This is a genomic window from Nonomuraea sp. NPDC050556 (genome assembly GCF_044457355.1).
Classification (GTDB): domain Bacteria; phylum Actinomycetota; class Actinomycetes; order Streptosporangiales; family Streptosporangiaceae; genus Nonomuraea.
Genome location: NZ_JBITGU010000004.1, coordinates 271,809 through 286,611 on the forward strand (window position 1 = coordinate 271,809; position 14,803 = coordinate 286,611).

Annotated in this window: 11 protein-coding genes; 5 read left to right on the forward strand and 6 right to left on the reverse strand. The window is 70.3% G+C overall.

Features of this window, described 5'->3' with window-relative positions; all coding sequences use genetic code 11:
- Window positions 1–22 precede the first annotated feature (22 nt).
- The 5 genes from ACIBG8_RS38370 (at window position 23) to ACIBG8_RS38390 (ending at window position 7,429) form a co-directional block, all read left to right on the forward strand.
- Window positions 23–784 carry a GntR family transcriptional regulator gene (locus tag ACIBG8_RS38370; RefSeq protein ID WP_397348109.1) on the forward strand — a complete coding sequence of 254 codons (762 nt, stop codon included), beginning with the start codon at window positions 23–25 and terminating at the stop codon, window positions 782–784.
- Window positions 778–1,740, forward strand: coding sequence for a glycosyl hydrolase family 18 protein (locus ACIBG8_RS38375; protein WP_397348110.1), 963 nt, complete (start codon window positions 778–780; stop codon window positions 1,738–1,740). Before ACIBG8_RS38370 ends, ACIBG8_RS38375 begins: the two co-directional genes overlap by 7 nt.
- 33 nt (window positions 1,741–1,773) lie before the next feature.
- Complete coding sequence (locus ACIBG8_RS38380; protein WP_397348111.1) at window positions 1,774–2,937, forward strand: amidohydrolase; 1,164 nt, start codon at window positions 1,774–1,776, stop codon at window positions 2,935–2,937.
- A gap of 28 nt (window positions 2,938–2,965) precedes the next feature.
- Window positions 2,966–5,701, forward strand: coding sequence for a Tex family protein (locus tag ACIBG8_RS38385; protein WP_397348112.1), 2,736 nt, complete (start codon window positions 2,966–2,968; stop codon window positions 5,699–5,701).
- A 447-nt stretch (window positions 5,702–6,148) separates the two neighbouring features.
- Window positions 6,149–7,429 carry a hypothetical protein gene (locus ACIBG8_RS38390; RefSeq protein ID WP_397348113.1) on the forward strand — a complete coding sequence of 427 codons (1,281 nt, stop codon included), beginning with the start codon at window positions 6,149–6,151 and terminating at the stop codon, window positions 7,427–7,429.
- Window positions 7,430–8,077: 648 nt separating this feature from the next.
- Here ACIBG8_RS38390 and ACIBG8_RS38395 read toward each other — a convergent pair.
- From ACIBG8_RS38395 to ACIBG8_RS38420, 6 genes are all read right to left on the reverse strand, one after another.
- The gene (locus ACIBG8_RS38395; RefSeq protein ID WP_397348114.1) at window positions 8,078–8,515 is read right to left on the reverse strand and encodes a hypothetical protein; all 438 of its coding nucleotides are present in this window, start codon (window positions 8,513–8,515) and stop codon (window positions 8,078–8,080) included.
- Between the two features lie 242 nt (window positions 8,516–8,757).
- Window positions 8,758–9,147 (reverse strand): STAS domain-containing protein, encoded by a 390-nt coding sequence (locus tag ACIBG8_RS38400; protein ID WP_397348115.1) that lies wholly within the window; start codon window positions 9,145–9,147, stop codon window positions 8,758–8,760.
- Between the two features lie 38 nt (window positions 9,148–9,185).
- Window positions 9,186–10,163, reverse strand: coding sequence for a phosphotriesterase (locus ACIBG8_RS38405; protein WP_397348116.1), 978 nt, complete (start codon window positions 10,161–10,163; stop codon window positions 9,186–9,188).
- Window positions 10,164–10,222: 59 nt separating this feature from the next.
- Complete coding sequence (locus ACIBG8_RS38410; protein WP_397348117.1) at window positions 10,223–11,626, reverse strand: methionine--tRNA ligase; 1,404 nt, start codon at window positions 11,624–11,626, stop codon at window positions 10,223–10,225.
- A gap of 120 nt (window positions 11,627–11,746) precedes the next feature.
- Window positions 11,747–12,157, reverse strand: a complete 411-nt coding sequence (locus tag ACIBG8_RS38415; RefSeq protein ID WP_397348118.1) for a TrmH family RNA methyltransferase — start codon at window positions 12,155–12,157, stop codon at window positions 11,747–11,749.
- A 773-nt stretch (window positions 12,158–12,930) separates the two neighbouring features.
- Window positions 12,931–14,439 carry an APC family permease gene (locus ACIBG8_RS38420; RefSeq protein WP_397348119.1) on the reverse strand — a complete coding sequence of 503 codons (1,509 nt, stop codon included), beginning with the start codon at window positions 14,437–14,439 and terminating at the stop codon, window positions 12,931–12,933.
- Window positions 14,440–14,803: the final 364 nt, after the last annotated feature.

Consider the following 14,803-nt stretch of genomic DNA (forward strand, 5'->3'; position numbering starts at 1 on the left):
ACCAGTGTGAGACGGTGCCACCGTGACAGCGAGCCTGAGGAAACGCGACCAGATCAGGGAGCACCTGATCGCGCTGATCGAAGCCAGAGCCGTGGGCCAGGCCATCCCGTCGGAGCGGCAACTCGCCGCCGAGCTGGAGGTCTCCAGGCCGACCCTGCGGGCCGTCGTCGACGACCTGGTCAGGGACGGCTGGCTGGTGCGCGAGCACGGCCGCGGCGTGTTCGTGGGCACGCCGAAGATCGCCCAGCAGCTCGTCACCGGCCCGGTGCCCGGCCTGGCCGCCTACCCGGCAGCACCGGGCAAGTGGACCAGCCGCGTCCTGGACCACTCCGTCGTACCCGCGGGAACGGCCATCGGCAGCAGGCTGCGCGTCGAGGCGGGCACCCCCGTCCTGCGCATCGCCAGGCAGCGCCTGGTCGACGACGAGCCGATGGCGCTGGAGACCATCCACGTGCCCAACACCCTCGTACCCGGCTTGACCAGGGAGGACGTCGAGGCCGGCTCCTTCTACGCGTTGCTGCGCGAGCGCTACGACGTGGTGCCGACCGAGGCCGACCAGATCCACGAGGCGACGATCGCCGACCCGGTGCAGGCGTCGTTGCTGGGCATCGGAGCGGGTTTTCCCGTTCTGTCGCTGGAGCGCGTGACCCGCGACCAGCACGGGGCGCTGTTCGAGTACACCAGGGCGATCTACCGCGGCGACCGCTACCGCCTCACGTCGAAGCTCGTCCTCACCGGGCCGCCGGACGAAACCACCCCCCAGCTGAGGAGCACCTCGTGTTGACAACCGCCATGGCGCTCGTGATCGCCGTGACCCCCCAGGTCCAGGCGTGGCTCTACCCCGGATCCCCCGGCGACCCGCAGTGCCTCGGCCCGTCCGAGTACCACGACGGCCGCCTGCTCAACGGCACGCTCAAGCCCGAGTACTGGGCCGTCCAGCCGGACGGCACGCTGGTCCAGCACACCGGGATGTGCAACACCGCCGACTCGGCGGCCGACGTGAAGGCGTGGTCGGCCGCGCAGTACGCCACGGTGTCCGCGATGGACACCGCCACGGTCAGAGCGCTGGTCACCTCCCCGGCCAAGCGCACGGCCGCGGTGACGAAGATGGTCGCGCTGGTCAAGGCGATCGGGTTCACCGGCGTGGACGTGGACTTCGAGGACTTCTGGTCCTGGACCTCCGCCGACAGGTCGGGATACGAGGCGTTCCTGCGCGAGCTGGCCACCGCCCTCCACACGGCGGGCAAGAAGCTCCAGGCCGACGCCCCGGCGATGCTGGAGGACGCCGACTTCTTCAGCTATTCCGCCACGGTCGCCACGGGTGTGGACGAACTGGTCGTGATGGCCTACGACGAGGAGTACGACTCCACGCCGGGCTCGAAGTGCCTGCCCATCCAGCCGTTCGAGTGGACCAGGACGCTCGTGGCGTACGCGAAGTCGAGGGTGCCCGCCGACAAGCTGGTCATCGGCATCCCCTCCTACGGGTACATCGCGCCCGCCAGGTGCAACACCGACAAGATCCAGACGAACGTCCCGTACTCGGTCATGAAGACCAAGCCGGGGTTCGCGAACGCGACCAGGGATCCCAGCTCGGGCGAGATGCGCTGGATCTCCGGCAACAAGCTCTACGACTACGTCGACAGCAAGGCGCTCGACCAGAAGATCGCCTTCATCGCGGGCCTCGGCGTCACCAAGGTGTCGGTCTGGTCGCTCGGCGGGAACCCCTGGTTCTCCCGCTGAAAATCGTCGGTCAGGCCCTCTAGTGTTCTCGGCATGACCGACCTCCTCCTCCGTGGCGGCCGCCCCTGGGGCCTGGGCTCCCCCGCCGACCTCCTCATCGGCGACGGCCTGATCAAACAGGTCGGTCCCGATCTCCCGCAGGGCGACGCGCAGGTGATCGACGTGTCCGGGCAGCTCCTGCTGCCCGGCCTCGTCGAGGCCCACTGCCACCTCGACAAGACGCTGTACGGCGGAGCCTGGGTGCCGCACTCCGCCGACGACACCCTGGCCGGGCGCATAGGCAACGACCTGGGCAGGCGCGCCGAGCTCGGGGTCCCCAGCGTCGAGCGGATCACCGCTCTGCTGCGTACGATGAGCTCCTTCGGCACCACCCACGTGCGCACCCACACCGACGTCGACCCCGCCGTCGGGCTGCGCGGCATCGAGGCGGTGCTGTCCGCCGCGGAGACCGTCCCCGTCGAGGTGCAGCAGGTCGCCTTCCCGCAACACGGCGTGCTGACCAACCCCGGCACCTTCGAGCTGCTCGAAGAGGCGGCCAAGAGCGGCGTCTTCGCGATCGGCGGGCTCGATCCAGCGGGCATCGACCGCGACCCCGTGCGCCACCTCGACCTGATCTTCGGGCTGGCCGGGCGCTACGGCACCCACCTCGACCTGCACCTGCACGACGGCGGCTCGTTGGGAGCCTGGGAGCTCGAGCTGATCATCGAGCGTACGGCCGCGCTCGGGCTCGGCGGCCGCGTCACGGTCAGCCACGCCTACGCCCTCGGCCAGATCGACGAGGCCCAGCAGGACCGCCTGGCCCAGGGCCTGGCCGCCGCCGGGGTCGCGCTGGCCACCGCCGCCGTCTACAGCTTTCCCGTGCCCCCGGTGAAGCGGATGCGCGCCGCGGGGGTCACCGTCGCGTGCGGCCACGACGGCATCCGCGACCTGTGGGGGCCGTACGGCAGCGGCGACATGCTGGAGCGCGCGATGCACCTGGCCTACCGCAGCACGTTCAGGCGCGACGAGGACATCGAGCTCGCCCTCGAAGCGGCCACCTACGGCGGCGCCCGCGCGCTCGGCCTGTCCGGATACGGCCTCGCAGCCGGGTGCGCGGCCGACCTGGTCGCCGTCCCGTCGAGCACCGCGGCTGAGGCCGTGGTGACCCACCCCTCACGAACTCTGGTCATGAAGAGCGGCCTTGTCCTGCACAATTGACCCCGCGGAACCTCTGAAAGGCGGAGCAGTGCTCTCTATTGACCAGCGGATCGCGGAAGAGCTGGGCGTGCGCGAGGGGCAGGTGCGCTCTGCCGTCGACCTGCTCGACAGCGGCTCGACCGTGCCGTTCATCGCCCGTTACCGCAAGGAGGTGACCGGGGCCCTCGACGACGCGCAGCTGCGCACGCTGGAGGAGCGCCTGCGTTACCTCCGCGAGCTGGAGGAGCGGCGCGCCGCGATCCTGGAGTCCGTGGAGTCGCAGGGCAAGCTCACCGACGAGCTGCGCGCCCAGATCGAGGCGGCTGACTCCAAGGCCAGGCTCGAGGACATCTACCTCCCCTTCAAACCCAAGCGCCGCACCAAGGCCATGATCGCGCGCGAGCTGGGGCTGGAGCCGCTGGCCGATGCGCTGCTCGCCGACCCGACCCTCGACCCTGCCGGTACGGCGGCGCCGTACGTCGTGGAGGGCCTGGCCGACGCGGCAGCCGCCCTCGAGGGCGCCCGCGCCATCCTCATCGAGCGCTTCGCCGAGGACGCCGACCTGATCGGGTCGCTGCGCGAGCGCATGTGGAGCAACGGGCAGCTGGCCGCCCGGGTGCGCGAGGGCAAGGAGGAGGCCGGGGCCAAGTTCTCCGACTACTTCGACTTCGCCGAGCCGTTCACCAAGCTGCCCTCGCACCGGATCCTGGCGATGTTCCGCGGCGAGAAGGAGGAGATCCTCTCCGTCTCGCTGGAGCCAGAGGAGGGGCCGGAGTACGAGCTGCGCATCGCGGCGAAGTTCGGCGTCTCCGACCAGGGGCGTCCCGCCGACAAGTGGCTCTCCGAGACCGTGCGCTGGGCCTGGCGCACCCGCATCCTCGTGCACCTGGGCATCGACCTGCGCATGCGGCTGTGGCAGGCGGCCGAGGAGGAGGCGGTGCGCGTGTTCGCCGCCAACCTGCGCGACCTGCTGCTCGCCGCGCCCGCCGGCACCCGCGCCACCATGGGCCTCGACCCCGGCCTGCGCACCGGCGTGAAGGTCGCGGTCGTCGACGCGACCGGCAAGGTCGTCGAAACCGCCACGATCTACCCGCACGAGCCCAAGCGGCAGTGGGACCAGTCGCTGGCCGTGCTCGGCGCGCTCGCCCAGAAGCACGGCGTCGAGCTGATCGCCATCGGCAACGGCACCGCCTCACGCGAGACCGACAAGCTCGCCGGTGAGCTGGTCAAGCACATGCCCGGGATCACCAAGATCGTGGTGTCCGAGGCCGGCGCGTCCGTCTACTCCGCCTCCGCCTTCGCCTCGGCCGAGCTGCCCGACCTCGACGTGTCGCTGCGCGGCGCGGTCTCCATCGCGCGGCGGCTGCAGGACCCGCTGGCCGAGCTCGTCAAGATCGACCCCAAGTCGATCGGCGTCGGGCAGTACCAGCACGACCTGTCGGAGTCGAAGCTGTCACGCTCGCTCGACGCGGTGGTCGAGGACTGCGTGAACGCCGTGGGCGTCGACGTCAACACCGCTTCGGCGCCGCTGCTCACCCGGGTGTCCGGCATCGGGTCGACGCTGGCCGACAACATCGTGCAGCACCGCGACGCCAACGGGCCGTTCCGGTCGCGCACGTCGCTGAAGGAGGTGGCGCGGCTCGGGCCCAAGGCCTTCGAGCAGTGCGCGGGCTTCCTGCGCATCCCGGACGGCGACGACCCGCTCGACGCGTCCAGCGTGCACCCGGAGGCGTATCCGGTCGTGCGGCGCATGCTGGGGGTGGCGCAGACGGACCTCAAGACGCTGATCGGCAACACGGCGGCGCTGCGCTCCATCAGGCCCGCCGACTTCGTGGACGACACGTTCGGGTTGCCGACGGTCACCGACATCCTGCGCGAGCTGGAGAAGCCGGGCCGTGACCCGCGCCCGGCCTTCAAGACGGCGACCTTCAAGGAGGGCGTGGAGAAGCTGTCCGACCTGGCGTCGGGGATGATCCTGGAGGGCGTGGTCACGAACGTGGCGGCGTTCGGCGCGTTCGTGGACGTCGGCGTGCACCAGGACGGTCTGGTGCACGTGTCGGCGATGTCGCGCACCTTCGTGAAGGACCCGCGGGACGTGGTGAAGCCTGGGGACATCGTCCGCGTCAAGGTGCTGGACGTGGACATTCCCCGCAAGCGCATCTCGCTGACGTTGCGCCTGGACGACGAGGCCACCGCCGACGCCTCCGGCCCCCGCAACGGCCCAGGCCAGCGCAACAACCAGCGCAACCGGCCCTCGGGCGCCGCCACTCAGGGCAGCGCCACGAGCAACCAGGGCGGCCCCCGCGGCACCACCACCGCAGACGCCCAAGCAACCCCGGGCACAGCAGGCACCCCGAGCACAGGTGGCACCCCAAGCACTGCGGGCGGCCGGAGCACCGCAGGCGGCCCCGGCGGCCAGCGCGGCGGCCCCGGGAACCAGCGCGGCGGCCCAGGCAACCGCGACAACCAGCGCAGCTCAAACGGCGGCGACGGCCAGCGAGGCGCGGGAGGCCGCGACAGCCAGCGAGGCGCGGGAGGCCGCGACGGTGAGCGCGGCTCCGGCGGCCAGCGAGGGACCGGCGGCCGCGACGGCCAGCGCGGGTCGGACGGCCAGCGTGGGTCCGGCGGCCAGACCGGTGGCGGCCGCGGCGACGGCGGCCAGCGCGGCGGACAGCGCGACACCGACCGCCGCGGCCAGCGCGACGGCGGCCAGCGACGCCCCGCACCCACGGGCGCCATCGCCGAAGCCCTACGCAAGGCAGGCCTCCTCGACGACAACGCGTAACCCCACCCCACGCAACTGCCGCCCGCACGCCGAAACAGCGTGCGGGCCCCTCCGGGGGAGTCGCAACCAGCGGGCGCCTGGAGGCCTTGCGCGGCGACGGGTGCAGCCCGGTCGGCGAGCGTCGCAACCCACCTGACTATGGGGCGTGTAGCGGGGCGGCGGGTGCAGCCCGGTCGGCGAGCGCGGCGGCGGGTACAACCCGGTCGGCGAGCGTCCCAACCCACCTGACGATGGGGCGCGTGGCGGAGCGGCGGGTGCAACCCGGTCGGCGAGCGTCCCAACCCGTCTGACGATGGGGCGCGTGGCGGGGCGGCGGATTGAGGCTCGTCAGTGCACCTCTTCCTTCATGGGGTCGTGTGGTGGTGCGCCTCGTTTTGGTCGTGTCCGGAGAGACGTCGCCTGGCGTGCGGCACGTAGATCGGGAAGGTGACCGGGTACGGTCGAGGGGTGAGTGCGAAGAAGAGGCCGATGGGCACCTACGCGGCGGCGATCAACCAGGCGCGTGACCTGCTGCGATGGCGTTCGCCACTGCGGGCGGAGCTGTCGGCGGGGAGGCTGACCGCCCAATGGTTCCCCGACGACGCCGAGGAAGGCGAGGCCTTCCTCGCGAAGCTTGCCGATGACGGTGGGCAGGAAGCTCGCCTGATCCTCGCAGCTCTCGCCGTGGTCGGCGCTCCTGAGGAGATCGCCCGCACCGCCGCCACGCTCACCACCCCTCCCACTCCCCCAGAACCGGCCGCCAGCACGGGCGCGACAAGCACGCCAGATGCCACCAGCACGGGCGCGACGAGCACGCCAGATGTCGTGAACGCGGGCACGGCGAGCACGCCGGACGTCACCAACCTGGGCGCGATGAGCACGCCGGACGTCGCCAACACGGGCGATGTCGTGAACGCGGGCGCGGCGAGCACGCCGGACCTCACCAACGCAGGCGATGTCGTGAGCGCGGGCACGACAAGCACGCCGGGAGTCACCAACACGGGTGCGACGAGTACGCGGGATGTCGTCGGCGACGACTCCTGGACCGCGATGATCGGCCAGGTCGCCTGCGACGGCGCCTGGTACGGCAAAGCCGACCCGTACGGCGAGCAACTTCTCGCCGTCCTCTCCTTCCGCTACACCGACGGCAACGAGCCCCACCTCGTCGTCGTGGCCATCGACCAGGTCAACGGCGGCTACGCGGTCGACGCCGCCGTCGAGGAACCCGCCTTCCTCCACGACCTCGACCTGCCCCCGGCGAGCCCGGACGCGGTCGCGGGGCGGATCCTCGACGCGTTCGAGCTCACGGATGGCGTCCTCGGCGCACCCGTGGCGGAGACGCTGCACACCGAGCGCGCCGCCGTACTCGCCAGGACCCGTTCCGTCCCTGACCCTGTACGGCACGCCGTACCGGATCTCCAGCTCGACCTGCCTGAGGTGCCTGGGGCCGAGGAGGCGTTCGGGAAGCTCGTGGAGTTCGTGGGCGAGCGCCCACTCTGGTGGAGCCCGGAGCGCGTGTCATCGTTTGTCACCTCATGGCTGCCCAGAGAGGCGATCCTGAGCGACGCGGCCATCGAGGCGATGCCCGAGGTGCTGCACGCCTGGACCGCGCGGTTGGGAGACCTTCCCGAGGTGCAGACGGTGATCGACGAGCTGGCTCCGTGGTTGCCCGCGTTGATGGCGGAGGAGTCGCTGGCGGGTCCGCGTAAGCGCATGGCAGGGGGCGAGGGCGGCTATGCTGCGCAGTGACGTTTCCACGGCCCGGGTTCGGGCGTTCTGAGGGAGATCTGCACGATGTACAAGGAGTTCGCCGCCGAAGCCGTGGTCTGGCTGGTCCCGGTTATCGTCCTCATCGGACTCGCCGTCATGGTCACCTCGTAACCTGACCTCCACCACAGAAGGGGCCGAACCCACGGTTCGACCCCTTTTTGTCGTGCCCGCGACACCAGGGGCAATGTCCGCATTATTACGGCACGCGCCCAGCCAAGGGGCTCACGCCCTGACGAGTGGCGCAGGTCTAGCCGAGGGCGAGGGCCCGCGTCCTGACGAGCGGCGCAGGTCTAGCCGAGGGCGAGGGCCCGCGTCCTGACGAGCGGCGCAGGTCTAGCCGAGGGCGAGGGCCCGCGTCCTGACGAGCGGCGAAGACCCAGCCAGGGCCGTGCCCCTGACGAGTGGCGCGCGCCCAGCGATCGGCCCACGCCCGACGCGCGTCGGGCCCCGCCCGCCCGGCGGCGTGTGGCCTTGTGCTCGCCCCCTGCCCGTCGGATGCGGCGTGCGCCCAGCGAACGGCCCGCGCCCGACGTGCGTCGCGCCCGGCCGCGCGGGGCCTCGCGTTCGTTCGCTGCCTGTCGGGTGTGTCGTGCGAGCGGCGCATCCTACGCGCGGTGAGACGGGTGGTTAGCGGTAGTACAGGTAGCGGACCGTTGACCAGGCGTAGGCGTACCAGCGGCCGTAGTCGTACCTGTTAGACCACATGCGGGAAAGCTTGCCGGACCTGACCACGCACGAGGCGGTGGCGCGGCGGTGGGCGCGGATGGTGCCGACGTAGTCGCGGCAGGTCCCGACATTCCGTCCGTTGATCTTCAGGGAGACCTTGAGGTTGACCTGGAAGACCGACTGCCCCGAGACGTTGCGGAGCTTGACGTAGACGTGGCAGGTGTTCTTGCACCGCCCGAAGTACGGCTTGCCCTTCAGGAGCCTGGGCTTCCCTGCGGCGTCCACCGCGGAGACCTCGATCGACGGCGCGGACGAGGTGGATGCCGAGGCTGGCGAGACCGCCACCAGCGTGGTCGCGGCCAGGATAAGCGTGAGGATGCCGAATAACCGGCTGACCATGAGTTCCCCCGAGGAAGACGATCTCAGACCCCTCGATTAACTACTACCGCCGCATACAGGTCAATATTTCGGCATCAATCGGTCTGCGGGCGCGCTCACGCTGTCCCGGGTCACGCGGCCGACAGCCGCGAATGAGGTCAAGATGCCGGGCTCGGGAAGAGGTCCAAGTCCCGCGGCATAGCCGGGCAGCGACGGCACGAAGGTTCGGCGTCACACCAGCCAGGGTGGTTCAGCGGGCTCGCCTAATCGGTGAACGGCGATGGCAGGCCTGGGTCGTGGAGCTCGGCGATCGCCAGCTCCGCCGTAGGCCTGATGTCGAAGAACTTGTCCAACGCCGTAATGGCGAACAAGTGCTTGCACCGCCCGTTCAACCCGGACAGCAACAACCGCCCCCCAGAAGCCGTAACCGCCTTGTGCAGATAAACCAGCACCGACAGCCCAGAAGAGTCACAAACACTGACCGCCTGCATGTCGAGCACGAGCAACGGCGGCTGGGTCAGATCGAGCGCCTTGGTCACCCGATCCCGCACCTCAGCGGCCGAACTGAAGTCGAAGTCACCCGTGAGTCTGGCGATGACGCATGGTCCCTGCAGTCCGAGGCTTATCGACAAGGTCTGCTGTTCCGATGTCACCCAGCTCCACCACCCGTGTAGGTCTGTTGCCCCTCACCTTACGAGAAGTAGCGCCTCGGGTTGAACACCAGCATCTGATCAATCTGCTCTCCCGTCACCCCGGACGCCCGAAGCGCAGGCAGCACATCATCATGAATGTGGTCGTAACGCCAGTTCGGAGCGATGACCGGGACCCCTTCGTCCCATGCGTCCCCGAAGTAGTCCATGAAACAAGCCGTGTCGTGGCTGAGAACCATCCGGTCGGCGTACCCGCGCCCGCACAGCGCCGCGATCGTCTCCACACGCTGCGCGGTCGGGTTGTAGAGGTCGAGCCCGAACCGGTCCATGCCCAGCGTGGCGCCGGTGTCGGCCAGCCGCATGAGGTAGTCGAGGTCGTTGCTGTCCCCCGCGTGCCCGACGACGACCTTGGCCAGGTCGACGCCCTCCTTGGCGAACAGGTCGAGCGCGAGCACCCCCGCCTGGGTGGTGGAGTCGGTGTGGACGGTGATCGGCGCGCCGGTGCGCACGTGCGCCTGGGCGACGGCCCGGCAGATGCGTTCGACGCCGGGCGTCAGCCCCTTCTGCTCGACCACGCACTTGAGGAAGGCCGCTTTGACCCCGGTGTCGGCGATGCCCACGGTGAGGTCGCGGACGAAGTCGTCGATCATCGGGTCGGGGCCGTCCATGAGCAGCCCGGGGCCGCGGTGCTCGTACTGGTGTGGCACCTCGTCGTAGGAGTAGAGACCGGTCGCGGCGATGATGTTGAGGCCCGGCACCTCGGCCGCGATCCGCTGCACGCGCGGGATGTAGCGGCCCAGCCCCCACACCGTCGGGTCGGCGATCGTGCTGACGCCCTTGGCGACCAGCGCGTTGAGCTTGGCGATCGCGTCGGAGACCCGGAACTCCTCGTCCCACCAGGCGCCTTTGCCGTAGTTGTCCAGATGCTCGGTCGCCACCACGAAGACGTGCTCGTGCATCAGCGTCTGACCCAGGGCGTCGACGTCGACGGGACCGCGGACGGTGTTGACGGTGGGCATGTGAGCCTCCCATACCGACTGGTCTGTTTGCGCCAACCTAGGTCGGCACGGGAGGCCCGTCAACGGCCGAGCCTGGCGAACAGCGGAGCCGGTGGCGGCAGCCGTACCCCCTCGACCTGCGCGGCCACGCGCGCCGCAGCGGTCGGCAGAAAAGCCTCCAGTTGTACGGCGAGCGTCCGGCACGCGTGCACCAGCGTCGCGAGCGCGGCGGAGGGGTCCTCCAGCTTCCACGGCCGGACGTTCTCCACGAACCTGTTCGCCTCCTCCACGATCGCCCAGATCGCCCCGGTCGCCCGGCGGAAGTCGAACCCGTCCAGCGCCGAGTCCACCAGATCGGCCACCTCGACGCAGGCGGGCAGCGGTTCTGGCGCCAGCGCGGGCGCCTGGCCGTCGCAGAAACGGTGGACCATGGTGACCACCCGGTTGACCAGGTTGCCCACCCCGTTGGCCAGCTCCTCGTCGAACCGCGCGACCAGCCGCTCCTCGGTGAAGTCGACGTCGCCGACGCGCGGCACCTCGCGCAGCAGCCACCAGCGCACCGCGTCCTCGCCGTAGCGCTCGACCAGTTCGGCCGGGTCCTGGGCGCCACCGGCCGACTTGCTGATCTTGCGCCCGTCGACGGTCAGGTAGTCGTGCACGAGGATCTCGTCGGGCAGCGGCTCACCGGCCGACAACAACATCGCCGGCCAATACACCGCGTGAAACCTGATCACGCCCTTGCCGACCAGATGGGCCTTGCGCTGCTCGCGAACCCACCACTGCTCGTAGTCCTCCAGCGCGGTCACGTAGTTGGCCAGCGCGTCCCACCACACGTAGACCACCTGGGACGGATCACCGGGCACCGGAATGCCCCACCCGCGCGCCCGCTCCGCCGACCTGGAGATGCTGATGTCGTCGAGCCCCGCCTCGACGAACGCCAGCACCTCGTTCCTGCGCTCCTTCGGCTCGATCCTGAGCTTGCCCGACCTGATCAGGTCGGCGACCGCGTCCTGGTAGCGGGACAGGCGGAAGAACCAGTTGCGCTCGGACACCTTCTGCAGCGGCGCCGCGTGCCCGTCAGGACAGGGCCCCTCGGTGTAGAACTGCTCGCAGCCCACGCAGTAGAGGCCCTCGTAGTGGCGCTGGTAGAGGTCGTCGGCGCAGGCGTGCCACAGCCGCTCGACGCCCGCGCGGTGGCTGGCGTCGGTGCTGGTCCTGACGAACGCGTCGAACGACAGGTTGAGCACCTCGCGCAGCCCCTCGAACGCCCGCGCGTTCCTTTCGACCAGCTCGGTGACCGGCACCCCTTCGGCCTCGGCGGCCAGAACGTTCTTCAGCGAGTTGTCGTCCGTACCCGTCTGGAACCGTACGGACTCGCCCCTGAGGCGGTGGCGCCGCGCAAGGACGTCGGCCTGCACGATCTCGAGCGCGAACCCGATATGGGGACGGGCGTTGACATAGGGAATCGTGGTCGTGATGTACATCGGGTACCTCCCGTGGGGCCCCGTGCACGAAAAAGAGGCCCCGGTTCGCAGGGCCTCGTCCAGACGTCGGAATGCCCCTAGGGGGCCATCATCACCGTCGTCCTCGTCATGCCTGCCATGCTAGCTGAACCCGGCGAGCTTGTAGACCACCAGCGACCCGGCGACGGCGACGTTGAGGCTCGCGCCCGTGCCGATCATCGGGATCTCCACCACGGCGTCGAGCAGGTCGAGCGCCTCGGGCGGGATGCCCTCCCGCTCGTGGCCGAGCACCACCACGGTCGGACGCCTGGCCATGGGCAGGTCGGCCAGCCTGATCGCCTCCTCGGCCAGCTCGACGCCGAGCACCTGGTCTCCGGCCGCCCGCCGCTCCTCTAGCCAGCGCAGGGGGCGCACCCAGTGCACGCATCCGCCCGAACGGAGCGTGTTGCCCTTGCCGAGGGCTTCGGGGACCCAGGGGAGGCGGGGTACGGCGAGGCAGGATCCTACGGCGTCGCAGGTACGCAGCAGGGTGCCGAGGTTGACGCCGTGCATGGGCCAGAGGGGGGCTACGGTGAGGTGGCCTAGGCAGCTTGGGGGACGGCGGCGGCGTGTTGACTTGAGGTCTTTGCTCGTCCGCACCCGGACGCCGCTCATCGGCGTGGGCGGAGGCTTTCCGCTGGGGTCATGTCATGGGCGCTTTCATCGGCACGCCCGGGCCATCGACGACTGCCTCTGAATGTACCCCCAACCCTCTGACGCGGTCACCCTCGTAGAGGGAGTGACCGTCCTGAAGGGGTGACCCTCTCTGGAGGCTTCCTGGGAGAGCAGCCCCTTCGGGCTGCCCTGCTCGGGAGAGCAACCCCGTGGGGGCTCTCATGGGGGTGACCTTCGCGGGGAGGTGCCCCTCGCGGGTGACCCCCGTGGGGTGGTAACCCCCGTGGGGTGGTAACCCCCGCGGGAGGCGACCCCCCATGGGGGACTCCCATGGGGTTGTGACCCCGTGGGCGCGAGCCCGCCGGGGACGAACCCTGCGGGGCGCGAAGCCTTTGGGTGGACCTCCGGAGAGGGGTCCTGGGGCCGCTCGAGGGGGCCCTCCGCGGTGGCCGCTCGGGGTGTCTCCCCGAGTGTGTCTCTTGAGGGGTTGTGGCCCTCAGGGATATGTCCCCAGGGGGTGTGGCTTCGGGGTGTGTCCCCAGGCGGTGTGGGCCACGGGGTGTGTCCCCAGGCGGTGTGGGCCACGGGGTGTGTCCCCAGGCGGTGTGGGGCTCAGGTGTGTCCCCAGGGGCGTGTGGGCCACGGGGGTGGTCCGTTCGAAGGAGTTGGGGTCAGGTGGGTTGGAGGCGGCGTTTGAGGAGCCAGAGGAGGGTGCCTACCGCGAAGACCGCGAGACCGGCCGCCACCGATGGCCAAGGGAGGGTGGCGGCGAGCAGGGCGCACAGGGCTAAGCCCAGCACGGGGATCGCCTTCGGTGGGGCGCCCTCGTCGGGGGTGAGGGTGAAGGCGCTGGCGTTGGCGACCGCGTAGTAGACGAGCACGCCGAAGGATGAGAAGCCGATCGCGCCTCTCAGGTCGGCAACCAGGATCAGGAGGATCACCGCCACGCCGACCACCAGCTCCGCGCGATGGGGCACCTGTCTGGACGGGTGGACGGCGGCCAGCGATCCGGGCAGGTCACGTTCGCGGGCCATGGCGAAGACCGTGCGTGAGACGCCGAGGATCAGTGCGAGCAGCGCACCTAGCGCCGCCACCGCCGCGCCTGCCTTCACGACGGGTGCCAGCCACCCCACCCCGGACTCGTCCACTACGGAGACCAGCGGGGCGGGCGACTGAGCGAGCGTGGAAGGCCCGAGCACTGAGAGCGCCACGTATCCGATCACCGCATAGACGGCCAGGGCTACGGCCAGGGCCAGGCCGATTGCTCGGGGGATCGTGCGTGAAGGGTCTCGCACCTCTTCGCCTAGGGTGGCGATGCGCGCATATCCGGCGAATGCGAAGAACAGCAGCCCGGCGCCCTGCAGCACCCCCCAGATGTCCGGCCCGTCCGTGAGGCGGGCCGACGTGAAGGCCACGACCATCGGGTGGTCGGCGGGCAGGTCCGTCAGCTCGACCCGCTGATCCTTGTCGACCACCTTCATCGCCGCACCAGGAGAGGCACTCAGAAAAGCGTCCGATGGGGTGCTCGAGGAAGTGCCCGAAGGGGTCCCCGGCGAAGTGCCTGGGGAGGTGCCCAAAGGAGCGCCCGACGTGGTCCCCAGAGAGGTGCCTGGGGAGGTGCTCGGGGAAGCGCCCGGCGAGGTGCCCAGGGAGGTGCTCTTGGTGGGGCTGTTGGGAGAGGGGCCGGGGCCGAGGAGGGCGGCTGTGGCCACGGCGGCGAGGACGAAGAGGACGAAGGACACCATGATGCGGGCGGCCAGCGCGGAACGTTGCACGCCTAGCAGGTTGAGCCCCGTGAGCGCCACCACCGCCCCGACCGCCAGCGGCCTCGCCAGCCCCGGAGCCACATAAGCGCCGAAGGTCAGCGCCATGGCCGCGCAGGAAGCCGTCTTGCCGGTGACGAACCCCCACCCCGCGAGATACCCCCAGAACGGCCCCAGTCGGCGCGTGCCGTACACGTAGGTGCCGCCGGATGCCGGGTAGAGCGCCGCCAGCCGCGCGGAGGAGGTGGCGTTGCAGTAGGCCACCACCGCGGCCACCCCCAGGGCGACCAGCAGCCACGACCCGGCAGAGGCGGCTGCGGGGGCGAAGACCGCGAAAACCCCCGCGCCGACCATGGCGCTCAGCCCGACAAAGACCGCATCACGCGTCCCCAGCCGCCGCACCAGCTCATCCGCCACGAGCCCACCTCCCAGCCGCCCGCCGTACCCCAGAAGGACGCCGTCAAAAGAACAGCCTCAAGGGACGCCACCAGAAGGCCTCGCCCCCTAGAAGGCCACAGCCCTCGTAAGAGCGCGCCCTCCAAAGGCCGCGCCCACACAAGGGGCACCCCCCGAAAGGGCGCAACCCGAGAGGCCGCAACCCCATGAGGCCATCACCCCAGGGGGCCGTGCCTTCAGAAAACCGCAACCCTAAGAGCCCGCGCCCCAAAACGCCGTGCCCCACGAGGCCGCAACCCAAAAGGACGGCAACCCCAAGGAGGCGCAACCCTGGAAGGGCGTGCCCCAGAAGACTGTGACAGACGGCGGCGACAGTTAGGTGAAC